We start from the raw sequence: 21341 nt of genomic DNA, 5'->3' as shown, positions 1-21341 counted from the left end.
AGTTACAATACCCGCTGACTTTATTCGATCCACTTCTACAGAAACTACGTTATCTCATGATCACAGCTTCAATACATATTGTCAGACAGTTTGGCCCCGTCGGGGGTATGGAACGGTATGTCTGGGAACTGACCCACGCCTTAGCCAGGCAAGGCCAGAAAGTCATGGTCGTCTGTGAGAAGCTTCATGAACCAACGACTGAACATATTGAGGTAGTAGAGCTTGGACAGGTTAAACCCAAACCTCGCTGGCTGGCGATGCTACGTTTCTCCCGACGGGTCTCTAAGTTTTTTAACACTTTTGATCGGGCAGGCTGGATTATACACAGTCATGAAAGAACGGCTGTTCATCAGGTTACCACTTTTCACGGCCCTCCAATTTTACAGCGGAAACCAAAAGTACTGGACTGGTTATCACCCCGGATCATGACCTGGGAATACCTTGAGCGCCGAGAGCTTTGTGCTGATAACGTCCAACGTGTACTACCAAACTCTCTGCCTGTAGCTGCTCAGTTGGAGACTTTTTATCCAGAGGCTGCAGTTAAGATCGGCGCTCCTGCATACCCAGGAGTTGACCCTTTATTCTCAACTTTGAAAAAGAGTTCAGATGGGCATACTATTGGCTTTATTGGCAAAGAGTGGAAGCGAAAGGGATTAGATTTTGCGGTTTCAGTTATCTCAGAACTGCGTAAGCAAGACTCAGGGATATCATTTGTGGTCGCAGGCCCCGAACCGGATGATATTATCCACTTGTTTAAAGGCTGGCCCAAAGATAGCTATCAGCTGCTGGGTTGGACCCGAGCGGAAGATATGCTGCCGCAAATAGATCTGCTGATTCACCCGGCAAAGGTAGAGCCCTTTGGCATGGTCATGGCCGAGGCTAATGCGACAGGCATTCCTGTTCTGATTTCGAACCTATGCGGTATCAGCCCTTTAATATCTGAAGAGCAAGGTTCATCCCTACCACTGGGAGATATTAAACTATGGGCGCAACACTGCAAAAGCCTGCTAGAACAAACAGAGTTAGTACACAACCTGGATCTGACCTGGGCCGACCTAGCGCAACAGCATATACATATTTATAAGAGTCTAATAGATGTATAACTACTCTGAGAATGCAAAGGCTCAAAGTAATTCTGCCTTTCAGTCAGCCGCATGGCTGACGATCATAGGCACTTTCACGGTGCCACTAGCACTGACTGCCGCAAACAATATATTTCTGAGCTTATCCGTAATATTGCTGCTTTTTACTCCCCAGATAAAAGAATATCGCTGCCTGTTATCTGCCAATAAAACAGCCCTGATTGGTACAGTCTTATTCATTTATCTGGGCTTAAGTATCAGCTGGGCCAATTCCGAAATAGCTGTTAGCGTAAAATACCTCTCCAAGTTTCGGGAGTTCTTATTAATTCCGATGTTCATGCTAATATTCGCTGCATCCAAGCAACGGCATGCAGCGTTCACCTCAATTTACATCGCAATGCTTCTTTCACTGGTAGCATCTTATCTAATCCACTTCCAAATAGCCGACCTCTCGGAGAACCAACACAGTCTTAGCAATAGGATTTATCACGGCATTAGCATGTCAATTTTCGCCTATATGAGTCTTCAACTGGCGGTACGAATCCCTTCGTACCGTTGGCTGTTTGCACTTATTTATTGTGCCACACTTGCTAACCTGTTTTTCATTGAGAATGGCAGAACAGGCTATCTTCTGATTATCAGCCTATCGGCTTTGTTCTTCTGGCAAATGTTTCGCTGGAGAGGTTTTGCCATAGTCGCCATATTCATAGCTTCTGCCTTAACTATTACCATGTGGTTTTATAATCTCGTTGAATTAAGAATTTTTGCCGAGGATCAGAGCCTGTTAACAGGCAATTCCTCCCTGAGCTTATTGAACTTGCAGAAAGCAGATCAAAGGGTTGAGTTCTATCTCCTATCAACAATTCTGTTCTTACAAGATTGGGTCATTGGAACAGGCCTTGGTGATTTCGGGCCCGAATACCTACAACTTCATTCGTCAATGGAAACTTACTACGGCCAGACCAACAACCCGCATAATGAATTCCTTAACATAGGCGTTCAGACTGGTATCCCCGGTGTAATTCTATTTAGTGCATTTCTTCTTTCGTTACTGATCAAACGAGACAAGCAGGCCATTTCCCAACAGCGGCAATTTCAGGCCGCTATATTTATTACTATCCTGATCTCCTGTCTATTCAATTCATCCTTTATGGATCACGGTGACGGCACCCTGTTCATGATACTTATAGCCCTGTTTTGCGGTAGCAACTGGGATACTCCCTTATACAAGACAACTGAAGAACTAATATCCCAGGAACAAACTGACAGATGATCGGCGCCATCCTCATTACCAAAAACGAAGAACTTAATATTCGCGCCTGTCTGAACTCTATTAGCTGGGTTGACGAGATAGTCGTCGTGGATTCAGGTAGCAGCGATTCTACTGTCGATATATGTAAAGAGTTTGGCTGTATCGTTCTGGAAACTGACTGGCCGGGTTTCGGTCCGCAGAAAAACCGGGCGCTGGCCCTGGCATCGAAACCGTGGGTATTATCTATTGATGCAGATGAGCGGATTACGCCGGAGTTACGCGATGAAATACAGGCTCTAATCCGGTCAGAAACCCAGCAGAACGGTTTTGATATCCCCCGCTCCTCCAACTTCTGTGGCCGGTTTATGAAGCATTCCGGCTGGTATCCGGATCATGTACTGCGGCTGTTCAGAAGGGAGTCAGCTCGCTTCAGTGATGATATCGTGCACGAACGGGTAATCTGTAAAGGTGAGACCGGAAAGCTATCTAATCCGCTGATGCATTACACCTACGACACCTTGTTTCAGGCGGTGGAGAAAGCCAACCTCTATTCAGACTTAGGGGCAGAAAAACTATTCAAAGAGGGTAAACGCTCAGGCCTGACCAAAGCCGTATTGAAGGGCTTCTGGGCCTTTTTCCGTACTTACCTACTACGGGCAGGTTTTCTCGACGGTAAACAAGGCTTAATGCTGGCGATAACCAATGCCGAAGCTACCTACTACAAATACGCCAAGCTGATGCTGCTCTGCGATCAGCGCGATAACAGCTGAGTCACTTCCTGCCAAACGATGGCAGGAGTCAGGGCCGCAAATACTGCAGGTTCCACATTCGAATCAATTGCCGACTGCTTAGCGGACTCCAGACACAGCTGATCTTTGCCATAGCCGCCAACCAGGCCAGGATCGGTCGGGCCAAAGAGTATAACATTTGGCCTATCCAGTGCTGCCGCCATGTGTGACAGACCGGTATCGACCGAGACACAACCAGCAGCACCCGCCAACACTTTAGTCACTTCTGCCAGATTGAGCTTTGGTAATACTTCTACTGCCAAATTTTCAACAGCCAACCGCTCAGCTCTGGCCTGCTCTTCAGCATTACCCCAGGGTAATTTAACCTTCCAACCGGCTTCAGTTGCCTTAGCAATCAATTCACGCCAGTAAACCTCAGGCCAGTGCTTATCGAAGCGGGTAGTACTATGCAGGAACACCAGGTAGTCAGAAGCAGGAGCATCTTGCGCTACAAAACTGCTACGTATGGCAAAATCTCCCCGACCTTCCAGCTCATAGCCCAACGCTTTGGCAAACAACTGTCGGGTTCGCTCTACTGCATGTTGCTGCTTATCGACGGTAAAAGTCCGGTCATATAAACGGGATGCTAACGACTCCCGGGCTGAATCCCGGTCGAAGCCACAACGGATTCCCCGGGCGTATCGAGTAACCAGCATAGCACTCTTCATCAGCCCCTGGGCATCGATCACAAAATCATACTGTTGCGCTGACAGGGCTTCACGGTAGGCTTTCCACTCACCGCTTCGCCAGGTCTGCCAGAAGCTCTTGCGCCAGCGGCGAATCGCCACTGGAATAACCCGATCCACCGCGGGATGCCAGGCAGGTATCTCAGCAAAGCCCTCTTCAACAACCCAGTCAAAACGGATACCGGGGATCGCCTTCACTGCATCGGTCAGCGCTGGCAAGGTATGGATCACGTCTCCCATCGAGGAGGTTTTTACAATCAGTACTTTCAACCGCTTAATCCTTTTGAAACCTAGCCCTTCAGCCACTTTTGCAAAGACTGGAATGCCAGTTCAGGCGATATATCGATCATGCTCTGATGATATCCCTGATCAGCATCACCTTTGCGGATTTTGATAAAGCCATCGATCAGGCGAATCACTTCCGCCTTGTCAGACAAAGGCGGCGTATGCTGAGGGCTGGTCGGACCATACAGTGCGACCAGGGGCGTATCTACCGCAGCTGCCATATGCATCAGCCCGGAATCATTACTTACTGCAACATCCGCCAGTGCTAACAGATCGATAGCCTGTTCAAGAGAGGTCTCGCCCGCCAGGTTGATACATTGCGCCTGTTCCGACGGACTCAGCTGCTGCCGAATCTGCTCACCCACCGGATGGTCTTTTTTGGAACCGAAGATCCAGACCTGCTTACCTTCAGCGATCAGCTTTGCGGCTAAAGCGGCATAATGATAGTCAGGCCAGCGCTTTGCGGGCCCAAATTCGGCTCCGGGACAGAAGGCAACCGCATTATCCGTAACGAGATTAAACTGCGCCAGCGCCTGCTGCTGACCATCGTTATCGATACGCAGCTTAGGCTTCAGAATCGGCGGTAACTGCTCAGCACTTTCCAACGGAGCCTCGGCTAGCGCAGCATAACGTTGCACCATTAGCGGAAACGCTTGCTTATCCAATACCCGCAGATCATTCAAAAGACCATAGCGCATCTCACCGCGCCAACCGATACGACGAGGAATTCCTGCCAACCAGGGAACCAACGCTGACTTAAGCGAATTCGGCAGTACAAAAGCCTGATGATAACCGTTTTTTTTCAGTTCTTTGGCCAACTCCCGGCGTACACCAAGCTGTAAGCTGCCGTGCCCCACCGGCATGGCAATGGCGTTATCAATCTCAGGCATCCGCGATAACACAGCCCGACACCAGTCCGGCGCCAGCACATCAATTCTGCGTTCAGGGTTCTGCTGTTTCATGCGGCGATAAAGCGCCTGACTCATCAGCATATCGCCCACCCAGGAAGGCCCGACTACCAGTGCTGCCTGATCCATTACTTTTCCTTGTCCAAAGCTGAGGCCTGTATCGACGGCTGTGACTGCATACGGCGCTCAAAAACTTCCCGGTATTCTGCAGGCAACGCCTCATATTTTGTCAGTGTTTTACCATCTCGCAGAGTCGCGCTACCGCGTTCAAAGTCAACATGGATATAACGCATATCAGGAAACACCAACACCGCATTAGGCTCATTATGCAGAGTCTTCATATAGGCTGAAACCACCCGTAACCGCTCTGTCGATATCTCCTGCTGCAGATCAACTCCATCGATATCTACGACCGGTTCGATATCCATTAAGGCCAGAATTGTCGCAAAAATATCAGCCTGACTCACCGGGCTATCCTGATTCCGCTGCAACAGTTCATACATTTGCGGCGGCGGAAAAACCATCATAGCGTTGTGGATAGTCCCTGAACTATAACCCCGGTTGAAAAAGGTCTCATCAGCTGAGACATCCTGACCATGGTCGGTGGAATAAAAAACCCATGCCTGAGGATCTTTCGCCCGTACCGCTTTAACCAGTTCACTCAGGTAAAGATCGGTATACAGCACCGTATTATCGTAAGCATTGAGGCCATTCGGATCGGTTTCCGGCAGAAATTTCTTAACCTCGGCCGGGGAGTGTTCATCGTAAGGGTAATGGCTGCCATTCATCTGCACCACCAGCATAAATGGCTTTGCAGCATCCAATTGATCCAGATACGGTTTCACACCCCGGTTCAGCACCTTCATATCGTCGGCACCGATCGATACGGAAACTTCGGCACTGAAATCGGTACCGTTGCGGTAATAGCCCATATCCTGATCGACAAAGATCTGATCGATATTGCGCCATTGAAAGTCCTGAGCGGTAATAAACCCGGTCTGGTAACCCGCCGCCCTGGCGTAATTAAATATCGTCGGGGTCGAATAGATCTGCCCCAATGGATCGATGCCCTGCAGACCAGTTAGCATGTAAGGCACTGAACTCAGGGTCCGTGTACCGATACTGACTGCATTGTTATAGACAACCAGTTGCTGTTGATCAGCCAGGCGTTGCAGGTTAGGTGTAGTATCACGGTCATATCCATACACACCGAGATTCCTGCGGGTCAGCGATTCGCCAACAACAAACACAATATTGGGAGCATCCGCAGCGGCCTTACGCGCTTCAATAACCGGCTTTGCCGCCAGCGTATCAGCAAATGCCTGCCGTTCGATCAGGCTGGGAAAGACGCCGATGTAAGCAACCGAACTTAACTGAAATTTCGCTGCGCCATACCAGTTAAAGGTTATTAACAGAAACAGTAGCGTGCCCAGCACGCCATTACCGGTTTGCCACCACCAGCGGGGCTTAAGCTGTAACTTAAAAATCAGTAACAGCAAAGGTAGCTCCAGCACGATCAGCAGCAAAGGCTTGAAGACCACCGCATTATCAAACCAGAGTTCAAAAGAGAGCCATGGATCCTCAGCAAAGAAACGCAGATCAAATACAGTGACAAAATTTCGGTAAACGCTGAAATACGACAGCTGAACCAGCTGCGGCACCAGAATCAAGCCGATAACCAGCCATTGAACTAATCGGTTTTGCGTGCCGACAACAAGCGGCAGCAACAGCAGCATAGCCAGCGTACTGAAGCCAAGATTGACCCAGAAGCGTTTACCGGCAAAATTCTCAAGAAACCACGAAAGATCCCGTACCAATAACAGGTCCAGCACCACTATCGCAGCAATAATCAGGAGGTAGGATATTTTAGGAAAGCGTCGTGCACGCTCAGCCAGATTACTCACACAATTACTCATTTAACAAAGTCAGGGGAAGATGACAGGCAATACAAGTCATCAAATTACCCGCATTATACCGATGTTTGACGATTAACGGCAGCCACTGTTTTTACTGGCGCAATCCACTATCCCGTTCTGGGTATACCTTGTCGTACCAACCTATGCATAATTAATGTTTTTTCTTGATCCGGGCAATTCCCTTTTCAGCCGTTGCTGATTACAATCAATGCCCTTAACTGAGTCGCTTACACACGCTGCGAGTAACAGGGTAATCAATCTTTTATTTTTTTTGAGGTAGTCAATGGCAGCTTTCGGTACGGTGTTCATGCCTGAAATGGCAATTTCCTGGTTTGATGGTAATAGCTGGAGCGACGCAGAAGTCGTCAGCAGCGATAGCCTTCAACTCCATCCGGGTGCACACGTATTGCACTACTCCAGCACCTGTTTTGAAGGTCTGAAAGCCTTCCGCCACGAAGACGGTTCAATAAAAATCTTCCGTATGGATCGTAACCTCGAACGTTTTGCCCAGAGCAGCCAACTACTCGCGCTACCTGAAATCGACAAAGCGGCAACACAAAAAATGATTCTGGATATCGTTACCCGTTTTAAAAGCGACGTACCTGAACCTCCCGGATCCATGTATATCCGCCCGACCCATTTCGGTACTGAACCGGCGATAGGCAAAGCGGCCAGCCCATCCCTGACTTCCTGCCAGTACATGCTATTGTCTCCGGTTGGCGATTACTTCTCTGGCGGCGATACAACATTGCGCCTGCTCCTCGAAGAAAACGGTGCCCGTTGTGCTGCCCATATGGGAATGATCAAAAGCGGCGGCAACTACGCCAGCGCCCTGCGCCCAATTATGCAAGCGAAAGCTGATCTGAACGCCGACCAGGTATTGTTCTGCCCGGATGGCGATGTTCAGGAAACAGGGGCCGCGAACTTCCTGCTGATCGATGGCGACGAAGTAATCACCAAGGCGCTGGACGAAAGCTTCCTGCACGGTGTAACCCGTGACTCAATCCTGACCATCGCCCGCGACCTGGGCATGAAAGTGTCTGAGCGCCAGCTAACTGTCGATGAACTACTTGAGCGCGCTGCGAAACCAAATTGCGAAGCCGCACTGTCTGGCACTGCAGCAGTACTGACTCCGGTCGGCACCCTGATCCACAACGGTAAAGAGTATCCGGTAGGTAACGGCGGAGTTGGCGCAACAACCGTTAAGCTGCGTCAGGCATTGAACGACATTCAGTGGGGCAAGGCAGAAGATAAGCACGGCTGGTTGACCAGCATCTGAGCTGCATTCATAAGTCTATAAAAAGCCCGCTGATGCGGGCTTTTTTTGTTTTTACTTTTGAGTTTCAGAGTCAGGCATTATGCAGACTGCTGCGATGCCACCTGAGCATCCCAAATCCGGCTGACCTCGCTACGGCAACCTTCGAGATCGTGATCCGTAATTGTACTCGACTTATCCTGCAGTACTTGTCGATGACCCGCAGCACGGTAAGTTTTATAAGCCTCACGCAGTGTTTCAGCATCCTCAGCAGGAATCACGCCGACTTTTTCCATCGCATCCAGAATCCGGATATTATCTGTGAACTCTATCAGTTCGGGAAAGCGCTCTGCATTCGCCAGAGCACTGTACTGTACGATAAATTCAATATCGACAATTCCGCCGCGGTCTTGCTTCAAATTAAACTTCTCGTCGGCTTCTTTAGTCGACGTACCCAGATGGTCACGCATCTTAGCGCGCATCTTGACTACTTCATCAGCCAGCTCAGACGGTTCTATTGGTCGACTCAGAATTTCGCCTCGAACTTTTTCAAAACGCGCTTTCAGCTCATCCGATCCGGCAATAACGCGCGCCCGAACCAATGCCTGATGCTCCCAGGTCCAGGCCTCTTTCTCCTGATATTCCTGAAACGCTTTCAATGAACTGACCAGCAAGCCGGAATTACCAGAAGGGCGCAGCCGCATATCAACTTCATAGAGCTGACCACCGGTAGTGAAAGTATTAAGAATATGGATGATGCGCTGACCTAAGCGAGTAAAGAAGACCGAGTTAGCCACCGGTTTTTTTCCATCGGTAAACAGATTGGCATCCGCATCGTGGACAAACACCAGATCAAGGTCGGAACCGTAGGACAACTCAATGCCGCCCATCTTGCCATAACCAACAACGATGAAGTCAGGATCACAAGGCACTCCCGGAGCCTTCAATGGTGCGCCATGCTTCTCGACCATCAATCGCCAGGAGATATCCAGCACCACCTCAAGAATCGCTTCCGCCAGCCAGGTCAGGTAATCACTGACCTTCATTAACGGCAGTGCCCCGGTGATATCCGACGCGGCAACCCGCAGCGAATGCGCACTTTTAAAATAGCGCAGCGTTTCCATCAGTTCTTCCACATCCTCTTCAGGAATGCGCAGCAACTGCTGTCTCAGTTCCGTTTGTAGCTCAGCTTTACTTGGCGGTGAATACAACGCTCGCTGATCAATCAGCTCATCTAATAATACCGGCTGCTTCGCCAGGGTGTCGGCAAACCATGAGCTGGCCGAACACAACTGTACCAGCTGGCGCATCGCTCCCGGGTTCTCTGCCAGCAATACAAGATAGGCGGAACGACGGATAATCGCTTGAATCAGTTGTAATACACGTCCCAGCGTCTCCGCGGGGTTTTCGGTTCCGACAACTTCATTCATCATTTTTGGCAGCACCGCACAAAGCCGCTCCTGCCCCACTGCCTGCATTAACTGCACATTACGACTGCTCTTAAGATTACCGAATGCTTTCCAGGCAGCTTGTGGATCATCCATACCATGTTCAGCAAAGAAGGCTACGCCTTCCTCATCATCGAAATCACTGTTCCAGAGCAGTAACCATTCGCTATCGCCATCTTCCTTCTGCTCAGAGCCTTCATCTTCTGAGGGCGCTATCACGTTGGCAAAATGCTCTGTCACCTTACCGCGCTGCTGATCAAGCTCTGCAATAAAGCTACCCCAGTCATCAAACCCCATGCTGTAGGCAAGTCGGGCCTGCCCCTGCTCATCGGTGGGCAGCTCCTGGGTTTGACGATCAGCTACAGCCTGAATCGCATGTTCCGCATTTCGTAAAAATGTATAGGCACCGGTCAGATCAGTAACCGCCTGCTCTGGCAGCCCCACAGTGTCTGGCAGCAAGGGCAGGATGTTCATCAGCTCCCGCTGTTGCAGCCGCGGATCCCGACCGCCACGGATCAGTTGGAACGCCTGAGCAATAAATTCAACTTCTCTGATGCCACCCGCGCCAAGCTTTACGTTACCGTGCAGCCCTTTACGCCGCACTTCGCGGTTGATCATCTCCTTCATAGAACGTAGGGAATCAAACGCGCTGAAATCAATATACTTACGATAGACAAAGGGCCTGAGCATCGATTGAAGTTCTGCACCGGCCTGAATATTGCCACCGACCACCCGGGCCTTAATCATTGCGTAACGTTCCCAGTCCCGCCCCTGATCCTGATAATACTCTTCCATCGCGGCGAAACTGCACACCAGAGGACCACTTGCGCCATAAGGGCGCAACCGCATATCCGTACGGAAGACAAAGCCGTCTGCAGTCATATTATCCAGCGCCTGAATCAGCTTCTGTCCCAGCCGGCTAAAGAAATCCTGATTAGCAAGGCAGCGACGACCACCCTCGGTTTCGCCTTTTTCCGGATAGGCAAAAATCAGGTCGATATCGGAAGACAGGTTCAGCTCATTGGCACCCAGCTTACCCATCCCCAGTACGACCATCTGCTGAGGCAATGCAGGAGAATCTTCGTTGGCCCTGGAATGGGGTACGCCCCACTTACCGGAACACTCTTTATACAACCAGTTCAAAGCCTGATCGATACAGGCATCTGCCAGGGCTGAAAGGTCACGGGTGGTCGCCCGCATATCAGAGATACGGGTCAGGTCACGCCACACGATCCGCACCATCTCCCGCTGCCTGAACTGCCGCAGCAGCATATGCAGCAGCAATTCAGTATCGGCTACCTGTAGCTTCTCTGCTAATGAGTTAGCATAAGTATCTGCATCATATTCTCGATAAAGATCATTACTCTCAAGCAGATCTTCCAGCAATCCGGGGGTTCGGCTAAATTGTTCAGCCACATAATCACTGCCGGTCAGCACCCGGGCCAGATCATCAGCGAAACGGTCCGGTGGGGTTTCCAGCGTAGAGACTCTCGCCTCAACTTTATCCCAATTCTGAATCAGGACGGGTTGCAGAACTTCCGGTAGCTTTGTGATCTGTAGATTGAGCATATGTCCATTTACTCTTGTTGGCCGTGTATTCCATTAAGCTTACCAAAAGCCTAATTCCTACTCGATATTTTTATCTGCCATACTGTTGTAACAAATCTTTAACATAACTGTAATATCATGCCCGAAATACAGTAAATTCAGGGCTTTATAAGAGTCCCGATTAACTTATAACAGTCGATGACTGCGGTTTTATGTCAACCCCATGGCATTTATGTTTCAGATTGACTACAAACCACAAACTTCTGCGCGTATACTCGCGCAAATTTTATGCATCTAACCTGGTGATTTTATGGTTACAAATAACCCGATTATGCAGATGTTTGCCCGCTCCCCGTTTAAACCGATGCAGGAGCATATCGCTAAAGCACAGTCCTGTGCGGTTGAGCTGATCCCGTTTTTCGACGCAGTGATGGCCGAAGACTGGGATGAAGCCGCTAAAGTACAGCACAAAATTGCTGTGCTGGAAGGCGAAGCAGACGTCATGAAGAAAGATGTTCGTCAGAACCTGCCGAAAAACATCTTCTTGCCGGTACCCCGTACCGATCTGCTGGACCTGCTGCGCATGCAGGACAAAATCGCTAACCGAGCTAAAGACATTGCCGGCCTGACACTGGGTCGTAAGATGACCATTCCTACTGAAATCCAGCCGATCATGAAGGAGTATATCCGCTCCTCACTGAAAGCGTCAGCTCAGGCACTTAAAGCACTGAATGAGCTGGATGAACTGGTCACCACCGGTTTCCGTGGTCACGAGGTGGATGTTGTCGAAGACATGATCCATGAACTCGACGATCTGGAGCACGATGCTGATGAGATGGAGCGTCGGGTACGCTTAGCACTGTTCGCGGTCGAAAAAGAGATGCATCCGATCGATGCCATGTTCTTGTACAAGATCGTCAACTGGATCGGCGATGTCGCGGATAAAGCACAACAGGTTGGTAGCCGTCTACAGCTACTGCTGGCTCAATAAGTTTCTGAATATATTTCTTAATAGGTAAAAATCATGAGCATCATTGCACAGTATGGTGACGTCCTGATCATCATGGCATGTATCTTTGGATTTTTTATGGCCTGGGGTGTGGGCGCGAACGATGTAGCTAACGCGATGGGTACATCCGTTGGTTCCAAGGCACTGACCCTGAAACAAGCAATTGTTATTGCCATCTTATTCGAATTTGCCGGTGCATACCTGGCGGGTGGCGCGGTTACCGCCACAATACGTAAAGGTATTATCGATCCGGCACTGCTCTCGGGCACGCCTGAACTGCTGGTGTACGGTATGCTGTCAGCGCTGCTGGCAGCCGGTATCTGGCTGTTAATAGCCACATTCATGGGCTGGCCTGTATCGACAACGCACTCCATTGTCGGCGCTATAGTCGGTTTCGCCGCCGTCGGCATCTCGGTCGATGCGGTCAACTGGGGCAAGGTCATGAAGATCGTTGCCAGCTGGGTAGTCTCACCGGTGACGGCAGGCTTTATAGCCTTCTTCCTGTTCCGTAGCGTACAGAAACTGATCCTGGATACCGAAGACCCGTTCAAAAACGCCAAGAAGTATGTACCTATGTACATCTTCATTGTTGGCTTCATGATCTCAATGGTGACCTTCACCAAGGGTCTTAAGCATATCGGCCTTAACCCGGGTTTCGGTACCAGCGCCATCATCTCTATTGGTGTCGGGTTTTTGTCCATGTTCCTGGGTATGCTGATGCTGCGTAAGATCCATTCCCGCGTAGAAGACAACCGTGATTACCACTTTGCCAGCGTCGAAAAAGTTTTCGGTGTACTGATGATGTTCACCGCCTGCGCAATGGCCTTTGCCCACGGTTCGAACGATGTTGCTAACGCGGTAGGCCCACTGGCTGCGATTGTTGGTGTAGTATCCTCTGCCGGCGAAGTAGCTCAGAAATCTGCGATGCCGGTATGGATACTGTTGTTGGGTGGCGCAGGTATCGTCGCTGGTCTGATTATGTATGGCCACAAGGTTATCGCCACTGTTGGTAACAATATTACCGAACTGACGCCAAGCCGTGGCTTTGCTGCGACGCTGGCGGCAGCATCCACTGTAGTGTTCGCATCAGGTACTGGTCTGCCGATATCCACCACCCACACCTTAGTAGGTGCGGTACTGGGTGTAGGTCTTGCCCGTGGCTTATCAGCATTGAACCTGCGGGTTGTTGGTACCATCTTCGTATCCTGGATAGTGACTCTGCCTGCAGGTGCTGCACTGTCTATCATGTTCTTCTTTATGTTCAAGGGCATATTCAGCTAAGCACTGACAATTTCAAAAAAGGCGAGCATCGGGCTCGCCTTTTTTATATCTGCAAAAAAGAGTCGCGATGTTTATCCTGAAAATGGACCCTTCCGCTCAAACCCTGCACAATAGCCCTATCACCCGTCATATTTCCGGTAATTGCTATGTCCGAAACCGTACCAGACCTGGTAACTATGCTAACCGAGCTGATCGCTACTCCTTCGGTTAGTTGTACTGCTGCCCATTGGGATCAGAGTAACCTTAATGTTATCAACAAGCTGGAAAGCTGGCTCTCCAGCCTCGGTTTTAAGACCGAGATAATGCCCATTCCGGGCCACCCGGAGAAAGCTAACCTGATCGCAACTTTAGGCTCAGGCCCAGGCGGTCTGGTGTTATCCGGACATACCGATACCGTACCTTTCAACGCCGAACTGTGGAACAGCGACCCGTTCCAACTTACTGAGAAAGACAACCGTTTCTATGGTTTGGGCACCTGCGATATGAAAGGTTTCTTTCCGATAGCAATTGAGGCGGCACGAAAATTCACAGATCAGGCACTGCAACAGCCCTTAATCATCCTCGCAACCGCCGATGAAGAAAGTTCAATGAACGGCGCCCGTGCACTGGCTGAAGCCGGTAAACCTAAAGCCCGCTATGCGATAATCGGCGAGCCAACCTCCATGCGCCCCATCTACATGCATAAAGGGATGATGATGGAGTCGGTCAGGGTTACCGGTAGCGCTGGCCACTCTTCGGACCCGGGCCTGGGATCAAATGCTCTGGACGCGATGCATTCAGTACTGGGAGAGCTAATCAGCTTTCGTAAAGAATTACAGCGCGACTATCAAAACAGTGATTTCAAAGTCTCAGTGCCGACCCTCAACCTGGGCTGCATTCATGGCGGCGATAATCCTAACCGGATCTGTGGCGCCTGCGAGCTGGAATACGACCTGCGTCCACTTCCAGGAATGAGCGCCGACCTGCTACGAGAGGCTGTCTTCAAACGTCTTTCGCCCCTGGCAGAGCAATTTAATGTAGAGATTAAAGCCGAATCGCTATTTCCTGGCATTCCTGCGTTTCACAATGATAAGCACTCGGAGCTGGTTCAGACGGCAGAGAAACTGACCGGTTACCAGGCTGAGGCTGTTGCCTTTGGCACTGAGGCTCCGTTCCTCCAGGATCTTGGCATGGATACTATTGTGATGGGGCCCGGTTCTATCGATCAGGCCCACCAGCCGGATGAGTATTTGGCTTTTGACCAGATAAAGCCTACAGTAGCGATACTGGAACAACTGATTGCAAAGTACTGTTTTTAATCATGAATGATGATCTGACCCAATACGTTAACTGGTTTCGTCACAGCTCTCCCTATATCAACGCGCACCGGGGCAAGACTTTCGTCCTGATGCTCGGGGGCGAGGCACTCGCCGATAATAACTTTGCCAATATCATTCATGATATTGCACTGCTGAACAGCCTCGGCGTGAAGCTGGTGCTGATTCACGGCTCGCGCCAACAGATCGAAGAAAAACTATCGCAACAGCAAGTTAAGACCCGGCTGCATCATCACCTGCGGGTGACCGACAGTGAGACGCTGAAATACGTTATAGAAGCCGCTGCGACCCAACGTATTGAGATTGAAGCCAAGCTATCGATGGGACTGGCTAACTCCCCCATGCATGGCGCTCAGATCAGGGTCTGTGGTGGTAATTTCGTCACCGCCCGTCCGGTTGGGATATTTGAAGGCATCGACCTGTGTAATACAGGTGAAGTCCGTCGGATCGACAAACAGGCGATCCGGCAACAGCTGGACCATAACAATATCGTGCTGTTATCCCACCTCGGCTATTCACCCACTGGAGAGATATTTAATCTATCGGTTGAGGATGTTGCTACCCAGACAGCCATCGCCCTGAAGGCCGACAAACTGATTCTGTTCGGCTCAGAAAAAGGCGTCATGGACAGTAAAGACAGCCTGCGCTCCGAACTTTTGGCAGATACTGCTGAGCGGCTGGTCAAACAGTATAAAGCTAAATTAACCTCGCCGGAGCGATCCACTGAGCTGTCACGTAATCTTGCCGCCGCGGCAAAAGCCTGTAAAAACGGTGTACCCCGCAGCCATCTGCTCAGTTATAAACAGGATGGCGCTCTGGTCAGCGAGCTGTTCAGCCGCAACGGCACCGGCACTATGGTTATTGAACAATCCTACGAACAGGTACGGTCAGCTACGATTGAAGACGTTGGCGGCGTGCTTGAGCTTATACAGCCAATGGAGCAAGCCGGCGTACTGGTACGCCGCTCCAGAGAACGGCTTGAAGCTGAAATTCATCATTTCACCGTGGTTGATCTGGATGGCGCAATTATCGGCTGTGCTGCACTCTATCCCTTCCCGGAAGAACATGCTGGCGAACTGGCCTGCGTTGCTATAGCACCTGAATACAGAGGCGGTGACCGGGGCGATAAACTGTTACAGGCACTGGAAGAATCAGCCCGGAAACAACAGCTCTTCAAGCTATTTGTATTAACTACCCGAACAGCCCATTGGTTTATAGAGCGAGGTTTCAGTGAACTGAATGTCACCGAGCTGCCGACCCAGAAACAAACCTTATATAACTACCAGCGCAACTCCAAAGCCTTTGCTAAAGCGCTGTAATCTGACCATCAAGGATTGATGATACGTGAATACTTTTCCACCTCAGGCTCAGGCGTCAACTCAGTCATCGACACAAGAACAACAGTTGCACCATGGGTTCAGTTTCACCGGTCAGGCCGGTGAATTCTTTCGTATCTGGATCGTTAACGTCTGTCTTACCATTGTCACCTTAGGCATCTACTCTGCGTGGGCCAAAGTACGCACTAATCAGTATTTTTATGGCCATACATCTGTCGCTGGCAGCAGCTTTGAATACACCGCTAAGCCGATGACCATTCTCAAGGGACGACTGCTGGCAATGTTTTGTATTGTTATCTACGTTGCTACAACCAGCGTCTGGCCACTGACATCGCCCGTGTTTATGCTGCTGTTCTTTGGCCTGCTGCCCTGGTTAATCTCACGCTCGCTCAAGTTCCGCGCCCGCAATACCCGCTACCGGAATATTCGTTTTAATTTTGATGGCCAGTACTGGGATGCCTTCATCAATTTTGTTCTACTGCCCGGATTAAGTCTCTTTACGCTGGGTATTCTCTACCCGTTTGCCGTTTACCTGCAGCAGCGCTGGCTGGTTAAACACAGTAGCTTTGGTCAGACCAAATTCACCTCCGAACTGGAGTCCGGGCCGATATATAAAGCCTATAGTCTGGCTTTCCTGATGGTATTAGGCGGTATTATTCTGATTGCGATAGTCGCAGCAGCAGTGGCCTACTATGGCGATAGCGGCACTGAAACACTGAAAAATGACCTGAGCAACGGGCCAGACCTTCGAGAGATGGCTGCTGTTTTTTCCGGTCTGCTGATGCTTCCTATCTATTATTTTGCTTTTGTTTACATCCGTTCCAGAGTTACCAATGCAACCCTGAACCACTGCCTGCTTGAGCAACATCGCCTGCATAGCCAACTCCGCGCCCGTAGCTTATTCTGGATCTATTTAAGCAACACACTAGCAATCCTGTTTTCTATCGGTCTGCTTATTCCCTGGGCACGAATACGCATAGCTCGCTACCGCGCCCAATGCACACAACTAATCACCTGTGGCGATATGAATTCATTTACCCAGTCACAACTGAGTGAACAGGATGCTATCGGCGAAGAGATGTCCGATATTATGGATGTGGAGTTCGGTCTCTGATGCAGCAGAGAAAGCCAGAGGATACACCTCAGCAAGTTCGTTTATCAGGCAGGCTGTTTGACGGTCACACGTCAAACAGCCACAGCGCCACGCTGATTGTCTGCGAACAAGGCTCAGTAAGGTTTGAAAGTACCGAACTGGGTACCAGCGGTTGCCATTGGTCCGATCTGAATATCAGTCCACGAATCGGTTCCAGCGCCCGCTACCTGGATCTACCCAACGGCTTTCGCTTTGAAAGCAATGCCAATGACCAGATCGATCAGTTAACCCGCCAGTTTGATGGAGATAACCCTCAGGGTTGGATTCATTTTCTCGAAAGTAAGCTACGTTTCGTAATCATTTCAGTATGTGCGGTCATGTTGTTCGTCTGGTGGGGAGTGCAATACGGCTTACCCGGACTTGCAAAGCAGGTCGCCTTTCAACTTCCTGTCAGTACTAATCAACAGATTGCCCGGCATACACTAGAGACACTGGACCGATACGTGTTCGACGAATCCAGCCTGGACAGCAAGCAAAGTGACCGCATCACATTACAGTTCGAACACTTGGTCAGCCTGAGAGATGATGAATTTGAATACCGACTGCATCTGCGCGATGGAGGAAAAGTCGGCGCCAACGCATTTGCACTGCCTTCGGGGGACATTATCATCACCGACCAACTGGTCACACTGGCCGGGAATGATGCTGAACTTGAGGCTGTAATGGCCCATGAACTTGGACATGTAAATCAACGTCACGGACTGCGCACAGTATTGCAAAGCAGCGCCCTGCCACTGCTGCTGATCTCGATCACCGGGGATATGGCGACCGCAAGCACCCTGTTAGCGGCCTTACCGACTATTCTGGTCGAGAGCCATTATTCCAGAGGTTTCGAGTTGGAGGCCGACCTGTTTGCCAAGACCCTGCTTATCGAACAGGGAAAAGATCCTCAGCATCTGGTTACTATGCTCAAACGCCTGAGCGGCGAACCGGATGATCAGCCACCGGCCTGGCTATCCAGCCATCCGGCGACTTCAGAACGAATTAAGCAACTCAACGACGGCTGATTTTTCAATGCAGTGGCAAGCTGACAGTAAACAGTGCTCCACCGAGATCAGATTCGGAAACATCCAGTTCGCCGTCGTAACTACTCAGGATATCCACCGCAACCGACAAGCCAATCCCCTGCCCCGGGGCTGATGTATCAGCCCGCTGACCACGCTTGAGAATAGTTTGCCGCTGCGCCAGCGATACTCCCGCGCCATCGTCGGCTATTTCAATATGCAGCATACCTTTACCATGACTCAAGCCTACAGATACCTGAGAACAACCATATTTGAATGCATTCTCAAGGATATTTCCGATCAGTTCCATCAGATCCCGCTCGTCAGCAGCCAGCTGATAACCGCCTTCCAGGGCTAACTGAACATCAATCGCCTTATCCCGATACACTTTCTGTAACGCACCAACCATCCGCTCGACAATTGGTGCCACTGGAACGCGCTTAGCTAAAGTCCGGCCCTGACTTTTTACCGCCCGGGCCAGCTGATACTGCACAATCTGTTCCATCCTCGCAGCCTGGTCAGTTATCAATGCCTGGTATTGATCAAAACTGAGAGTTTCCTCTTTCGCCCCTCGAACAACGGCCAGGGGAGTTTTCAGACTATGCGCCAGATCCCCCAGGGTATTACGATATCGTTCCCGTTGCTGGCGCTCATTATCGATCAGAAGATTAAGATTATCGGTTACCGCCTGCACTTCCGTCGGATACTCACCGGTAAGGTGATCGCTCTGCCCCTGCTCTATCCGTTTGAGGTCTTTAGCCAGACGGGTAAGCGGCTTCAAGCCCCAGCTGATCAACAATGTTTCCACCAACAGGAACAGGAAAATTGCAGCCCCCAACCAGCCCCACAAACGGGTATTAAACGCTTTTTGCTCCGCCCTGACCGAACTGTTCGATTCCAGCACCGTGAACAGGTAGTGTTGTTCATTGCCATTGATCTCCCAGATCAGGGCAAACTGATAGACAAACAGTGCTTGTGCCGGCAGTTCATAGAAGCTCGATTCACCGGTTCCCAGCTCAGCTTCAGCTAACTGCTGCAACAGTTCATCAGCAATCAGGGTGCTGGAACCCGAGCGCCAGATCAGCCGCTGGTTACTGCCGTGCAACACTCCATATAAGCCTGATTCAAGCTGCGCATAGCGGGGCTCTTGCAGCGTATCAGGGATCATTATCTGATCACCATCAAGTTCAGCTGCACCCAGAATCAAATATACCTGGAGTTTGAGGCGCTCCTCTTCGGCCGCTTCGAGGCTATGATGAAAAGCTTGCTGTAGAGCAAACCCGGTAAGCCCGAAGAATACCGGTAACAGAAGCAATGATGCCAACAGGAGTCGGGCCCGAAGCGCATTGGGCATCATTTGCTGAGACTATCCCCCGATGCCAGATCAAAGCGATACCCCAGTCCCCTAACAGTAGCGATCGGTTGCAGCACCTGATCCGGATCCAGTTTCTGCCGTAAACGGCGGATAAACACTTCCAGTACATTACTGTCGCGGTCAAAATCCTGATGATAGAGATGTTCAGTCAGCTCCGTTTTGGAGATTACTTTGCCGGCATTCAGCATCAGATATTCCAGGGTGCGGTATTCATAGCTGGTCAGTTTAACTGGCTCATCATTGACAAACACATTGCGGCCGCTGCTATCCAGCGTAACCGGACCAAAAACAAGCATCGGCGTGGCATGGCCTGCAGCTCTGCGTAATAAAGCATTCAGACGGGCCATCAACTCTTCCATGTGAAAAGGCTTCACCAGATAATCATCAGCACCGGCTTCCAGGCCCTCCACTTTATCCTGCCAATCCCCACGGGCGGTCAGAATAATAATCGGAAAATTGATATTCGCCTTTCGCAATTTCCTGATCACTTCGACCCCTGACAGCTTTGGTAAGCCAAGATCTATAATCGCCAGGTCATACGGAAATTCTGAGCCAAGATAGAGCCCTTCTTCGCCATCGCTCGCCTCTTCAACGGTATAACCACCACCCGTCAATCCGGTCACCAGCTGCCGTCTCAGATCAGCATCATCTTCAATTACCAGTAATTTCATTTACTACTCCTTGCTATGCAGCCTGCCGCATATCTTAACGTGCTATCTCAATGCCTGTAGTGGCATCTATCCTGACAGTTTTGACCCGCCCCTCTTTGACCAGCCTAATCTGGTGTATCTGATGCCCCCCCTTAGATACTGTTTCTGCCTTGACCACCTTACCGCCATGCTTGGCCCGGGCTTTACTGGCCGCACTTTGCAGACTGATGCCCGCTTCTGCCAAAACTAAAGGGGAAGTAAACAAGCTTGTATTCAGCTCTGCCGATGCCACTGAAGACGCCTGGGATGCGCCAATGATGAGCATAAAAAACCCCATCGGCCGAACTAATTTAAGCAGAGCTTTTAACATCAATAATCACCTTACAAGACAGTATTCAGGAGACCGGCACTACGTTCACCCTGACCCTGATGCGCTTACCCGGATGTTGATCCATACGAGTATGATAAGTGCGCCCCCGATAGCGATAGGTTACGTTATAACCGGTTATCCGTTCATAATACTCAACATCGTGTTGAACGCTACAACGGGTTTCAGTGCGATAGCGCACTCTATCCCCACTATAGGCACTATCCCGGGTAATATCATGGCCAATAGACGCCCCCAATACGGCACCTACTGCCGCGCCAACCCGTTTATTGCTCTTGTTATGTCCCAGCTCGTTGCCAATAGCTCCGCCAATTATTCCGCCCAGAATCGGTGCTGTATAGGAGTTCCTCCGCTGTCGGGACTGCTCATAGCTAACCTCTTCATCCCAGCATTCACGGTGGGGAATCCTACGCTCTGATTGCACAACGATCGGCTTTACACCAACAACTTTGGCAAAATCACGGTGGCTATTGTGTCGCTTATCATAATGCGAACCGGCCTGTGCGATCGAAACTGACAGACCTAATGCCAGGACGGCAACAGTAATAATTTTTTTCATTTCGCCTCTCCTCGGATTCAGAATAGTGCTGAATTCTGGAATCAATTGTCGGGGCTGGCGACTGAATCATGGCTGAACTTGTTTTTAGCAAAAAACACTAC

Annotated in this window: 18 protein-coding genes; 10 read left to right on the top strand and 8 right to left on the bottom strand. The window is 50.3% G+C overall.

Features of this window, described 5'->3' with window-relative positions:
- Nucleotides 1-56: 56 nt before the first annotated feature.
- The 3 genes from ACQUQM_RS20000 to ACQUQM_RS19990 are packed head-to-tail and all read left to right on the top strand — an operon-like array spanning nucleotide 57 to nucleotide 3104.
- Nucleotides 57-1103, top strand: coding sequence for a glycosyltransferase family 4 protein (locus tag ACQUQM_RS20000; protein ID WP_432471630.1), 1047 nt, complete (start codon nucleotides 57-59; stop codon nucleotides 1101-1103).
- Nucleotides 1096-2355: an O-antigen ligase family protein gene (locus ACQUQM_RS19995; protein ID WP_432471629.1), complete on the top strand. Its 1260-nt coding sequence runs from the start codon at nucleotides 1096-1098 to the stop codon at nucleotides 2353-2355. The genes ACQUQM_RS20000 and ACQUQM_RS19995 overlap by 8 nt, the downstream gene beginning before the upstream one ends.
- Nucleotides 2352-3104, top strand: coding sequence for a glycosyltransferase family 2 protein (locus ACQUQM_RS19990; protein WP_432471628.1), 753 nt, complete (start codon nucleotides 2352-2354; stop codon nucleotides 3102-3104). Before ACQUQM_RS19995 ends, ACQUQM_RS19990 begins: the two co-directional genes overlap by 4 nt.
- On the opposite strand, the gene rfaC is transcribed toward ACQUQM_RS19990, so the two are convergent.
- From rfaC to ACQUQM_RS19975, 3 genes are read right to left on the bottom strand one after another with little or no spacing between them, the layout of a single operon-like run.
- A complete protein-coding gene (gene rfaC, locus ACQUQM_RS19985; protein ID WP_432471627.1) occupies nucleotides 3086-4078 on the bottom strand; it encodes a lipopolysaccharide heptosyltransferase RfaC in 993 nt (330 codons plus the stop codon). The two genes, ACQUQM_RS19990 and rfaC, sit on opposite strands and share 19 nt — an antisense overlap.
- 20 nt (nucleotides 4079-4098) lie before the next feature.
- Nucleotides 4099-5130, bottom strand: coding sequence for a lipopolysaccharide heptosyltransferase II (waaF, locus tag ACQUQM_RS19980; protein ID WP_432471626.1), 1032 nt, complete (start codon nucleotides 5128-5130; stop codon nucleotides 4099-4101).
- Nucleotides 5130-6905 (bottom strand): phosphoethanolamine transferase, encoded by a 1776-nt coding sequence (locus tag ACQUQM_RS19975; protein ID WP_432471625.1) that lies wholly within the window; start codon nucleotides 6903-6905, stop codon nucleotides 5130-5132. Before ACQUQM_RS19975 ends, waaF begins: the two co-directional genes overlap by 1 nt.
- 295 nt (nucleotides 6906-7200) lie before the next feature.
- On the opposite strand from ACQUQM_RS19975, the gene ACQUQM_RS19970 reads away from it, so the two are divergent.
- Nucleotides 7201-8196 carry a branched-chain amino acid aminotransferase gene (locus ACQUQM_RS19970; protein WP_432471624.1) on the top strand — a complete coding sequence of 332 codons (996 nt, stop codon included), beginning with the start codon at nucleotides 7201-7203 and terminating at the stop codon, nucleotides 8194-8196.
- A gap of 77 nt (nucleotides 8197-8273) precedes the next feature.
- Here the strand turns inward: ACQUQM_RS19970 and glnE are convergent, their stop codons facing one another.
- Entirely contained in the window at nucleotides 8274-11189 is a 2916-nt protein-coding gene (gene glnE / locus ACQUQM_RS19965) for a bifunctional [glutamate--ammonia ligase]-adenylyl-L-tyrosine phosphorylase/[glutamate--ammonia-ligase] adenylyltransferase (RefSeq protein ID WP_432471623.1), read from the bottom strand.
- 289 nt (nucleotides 11190-11478) lie between these two features.
- Between glnE and ACQUQM_RS19960 the strand changes: the two genes are divergently transcribed.
- The 6 genes from ACQUQM_RS19960 (at nucleotide 11479) to ACQUQM_RS19935 (ending at nucleotide 18271) form a co-directional block, all read left to right on the top strand.
- Nucleotides 11479-12159: a TIGR00153 family protein gene (locus tag ACQUQM_RS19960; RefSeq protein WP_432471622.1), complete on the top strand. Its 681-nt coding sequence runs from the start codon at nucleotides 11479-11481 to the stop codon at nucleotides 12157-12159.
- 33 nt (nucleotides 12160-12192) lie between these two features.
- On the top strand, nucleotides 12193-13458 hold the full coding sequence (locus ACQUQM_RS19955) for an inorganic phosphate transporter (protein WP_432471621.1): 1266 nt from the start codon (nucleotides 12193-12195) through the stop codon (nucleotides 13456-13458).
- 146 nt (nucleotides 13459-13604) lie between these two features.
- Nucleotides 13605-14756: an acetylornithine deacetylase gene (gene argE, locus ACQUQM_RS19950; RefSeq protein ID WP_432471620.1), complete on the top strand. Its 1152-nt coding sequence runs from the start codon at nucleotides 13605-13607 to the stop codon at nucleotides 14754-14756.
- Between the two features lie 2 nt (nucleotides 14757-14758).
- Entirely contained in the window at nucleotides 14759-16093 is a 1335-nt protein-coding gene (argA, locus tag ACQUQM_RS19945) for an amino-acid N-acetyltransferase (protein WP_432471619.1), read from the top strand.
- Between the two features lie 25 nt (nucleotides 16094-16118).
- Nucleotides 16119-17225, top strand: a complete 1107-nt coding sequence (locus ACQUQM_RS19940) for a YjgN family protein (RefSeq protein ID WP_432471618.1) — start codon at nucleotides 16119-16121, stop codon at nucleotides 17223-17225.
- On the top strand, nucleotides 17225-18271 hold the full coding sequence (locus ACQUQM_RS19935; protein WP_432471617.1) for a M48 family metallopeptidase: 1047 nt from the start codon (nucleotides 17225-17227) through the stop codon (nucleotides 18269-18271). The genes ACQUQM_RS19940 and ACQUQM_RS19935 overlap by 1 nt, the downstream gene beginning before the upstream one ends.
- Before the next feature lie 4 nt (nucleotides 18272-18275).
- On the opposite strand, the gene ACQUQM_RS19930 is transcribed toward ACQUQM_RS19935, so the two are convergent.
- Genes ACQUQM_RS19930 through ACQUQM_RS19915 form a run of 4 tightly spaced genes read right to left on the bottom strand, consistent with a single transcriptional unit; the run spans nucleotide 18276 to nucleotide 21240 of the window.
- Nucleotides 18276-19625 (bottom strand): ATP-binding protein, encoded by a 1350-nt coding sequence (locus ACQUQM_RS19930; RefSeq protein ID WP_432471616.1) that lies wholly within the window; start codon nucleotides 19623-19625, stop codon nucleotides 18276-18278.
- Nucleotides 19622-20314 carry a response regulator transcription factor gene (locus tag ACQUQM_RS19925; RefSeq protein WP_432471615.1) on the bottom strand — a complete coding sequence of 231 codons (693 nt, stop codon included), beginning with the start codon at nucleotides 20312-20314 and terminating at the stop codon, nucleotides 19622-19624. The genes ACQUQM_RS19930 and ACQUQM_RS19925 overlap by 4 nt, the downstream gene beginning before the upstream one ends.
- A 34-nt stretch (nucleotides 20315-20348) precedes the next feature.
- Nucleotides 20349-20663, bottom strand: coding sequence for a PepSY domain-containing protein (locus ACQUQM_RS19920; RefSeq protein WP_432471614.1), 315 nt, complete (start codon nucleotides 20661-20663; stop codon nucleotides 20349-20351).
- Nucleotides 20664-20688: 25 nt separating this feature from the next.
- On the bottom strand, nucleotides 20689-21240 hold the full coding sequence (locus ACQUQM_RS19915) for a glycine zipper 2TM domain-containing protein (protein WP_432471613.1): 552 nt from the start codon (nucleotides 21238-21240) through the stop codon (nucleotides 20689-20691).
- Between the last annotated feature and the right edge of the window lie 101 nt (nucleotides 21241-21341).

Origin of the sequence: Amphritea sp. HPY (assembly GCF_050870985.1) — a bacterium.
Lineage (GTDB): Bacteria > Pseudomonadota > Gammaproteobacteria > Pseudomonadales > Balneatricaceae > Amphritea.
This window is presented reverse-complemented; position numbering and strand designations above follow the sequence as displayed.

Bases quoted from the DNA above. Each gene is read 5' to 3' on its own strand.
- ACQUQM_RS20000 (WP_432471630.1), top strand. From the start codon at position 57: ATGATCACAGCTTCAATACATATTGTCAGACAGTTTGGCCCCGTCGGG.
- ACQUQM_RS19995 (WP_432471629.1), top strand. From the start codon at position 1,096: ATGTATAACTACTCTGAGAATGCAAAGGCTCAAAGTAATTCTGCCTTT.
- ACQUQM_RS19990 (WP_432471628.1), top strand. From the start codon at position 2,352: ATGATCGGCGCCATCCTCATTACCAAAAACGAAGAACTTAATATTCGC.
- waaF (WP_432471626.1), bottom strand. From the start codon at position 5,130: ATGGATCAGGCAGCACTGGTAGTCGGGCCTTCCTGGGTGGGCGATATG.
- ACQUQM_RS19970 (WP_432471624.1), top strand. From the start codon at position 7,201: ATGGCAGCTTTCGGTACGGTGTTCATGCCTGAAATGGCAATTTCCTGG.
- glnE (WP_432471623.1), bottom strand. From the start codon at position 11,189: ATGCTCAATCTACAGATCACAAAGCTACCGGAAGTTCTGCAACCCGTC.
- ACQUQM_RS19960 (WP_432471622.1), top strand. From the start codon at position 11,479: ATGGTTACAAATAACCCGATTATGCAGATGTTTGCCCGCTCCCCGTTT.
- ACQUQM_RS19955 (WP_432471621.1), top strand. From the start codon at position 12,193: ATGAGCATCATTGCACAGTATGGTGACGTCCTGATCATCATGGCATGT.
- argE (WP_432471620.1), top strand. From the start codon at position 13,605: ATGTCCGAAACCGTACCAGACCTGGTAACTATGCTAACCGAGCTGATC.
- argA (WP_432471619.1), top strand. From the start codon at position 14,759: ATGAATGATGATCTGACCCAATACGTTAACTGGTTTCGTCACAGCTCT.
- ACQUQM_RS19935 (WP_432471617.1), top strand. From the start codon at position 17,225: ATGCAGCAGAGAAAGCCAGAGGATACACCTCAGCAAGTTCGTTTATCA.
- ACQUQM_RS19930 (WP_432471616.1), bottom strand. From the start codon at position 19,625: ATGATGCCCAATGCGCTTCGGGCCCGACTCCTGTTGGCATCATTGCTT.
- ACQUQM_RS19925 (WP_432471615.1), bottom strand. From the start codon at position 20,314: ATGAAATTACTGGTAATTGAAGATGATGCTGATCTGAGACGGCAGCTG.
- ACQUQM_RS19920 (WP_432471614.1), bottom strand. From the start codon at position 20,663: ATGTTAAAAGCTCTGCTTAAATTAGTTCGGCCGATGGGGTTTTTTATG.
- ACQUQM_RS19915 (WP_432471613.1), bottom strand. From the start codon at position 21,240: ATGAAAAAAATTATTACTGTTGCCGTCCTGGCATTAGGTCTGTCAGTT.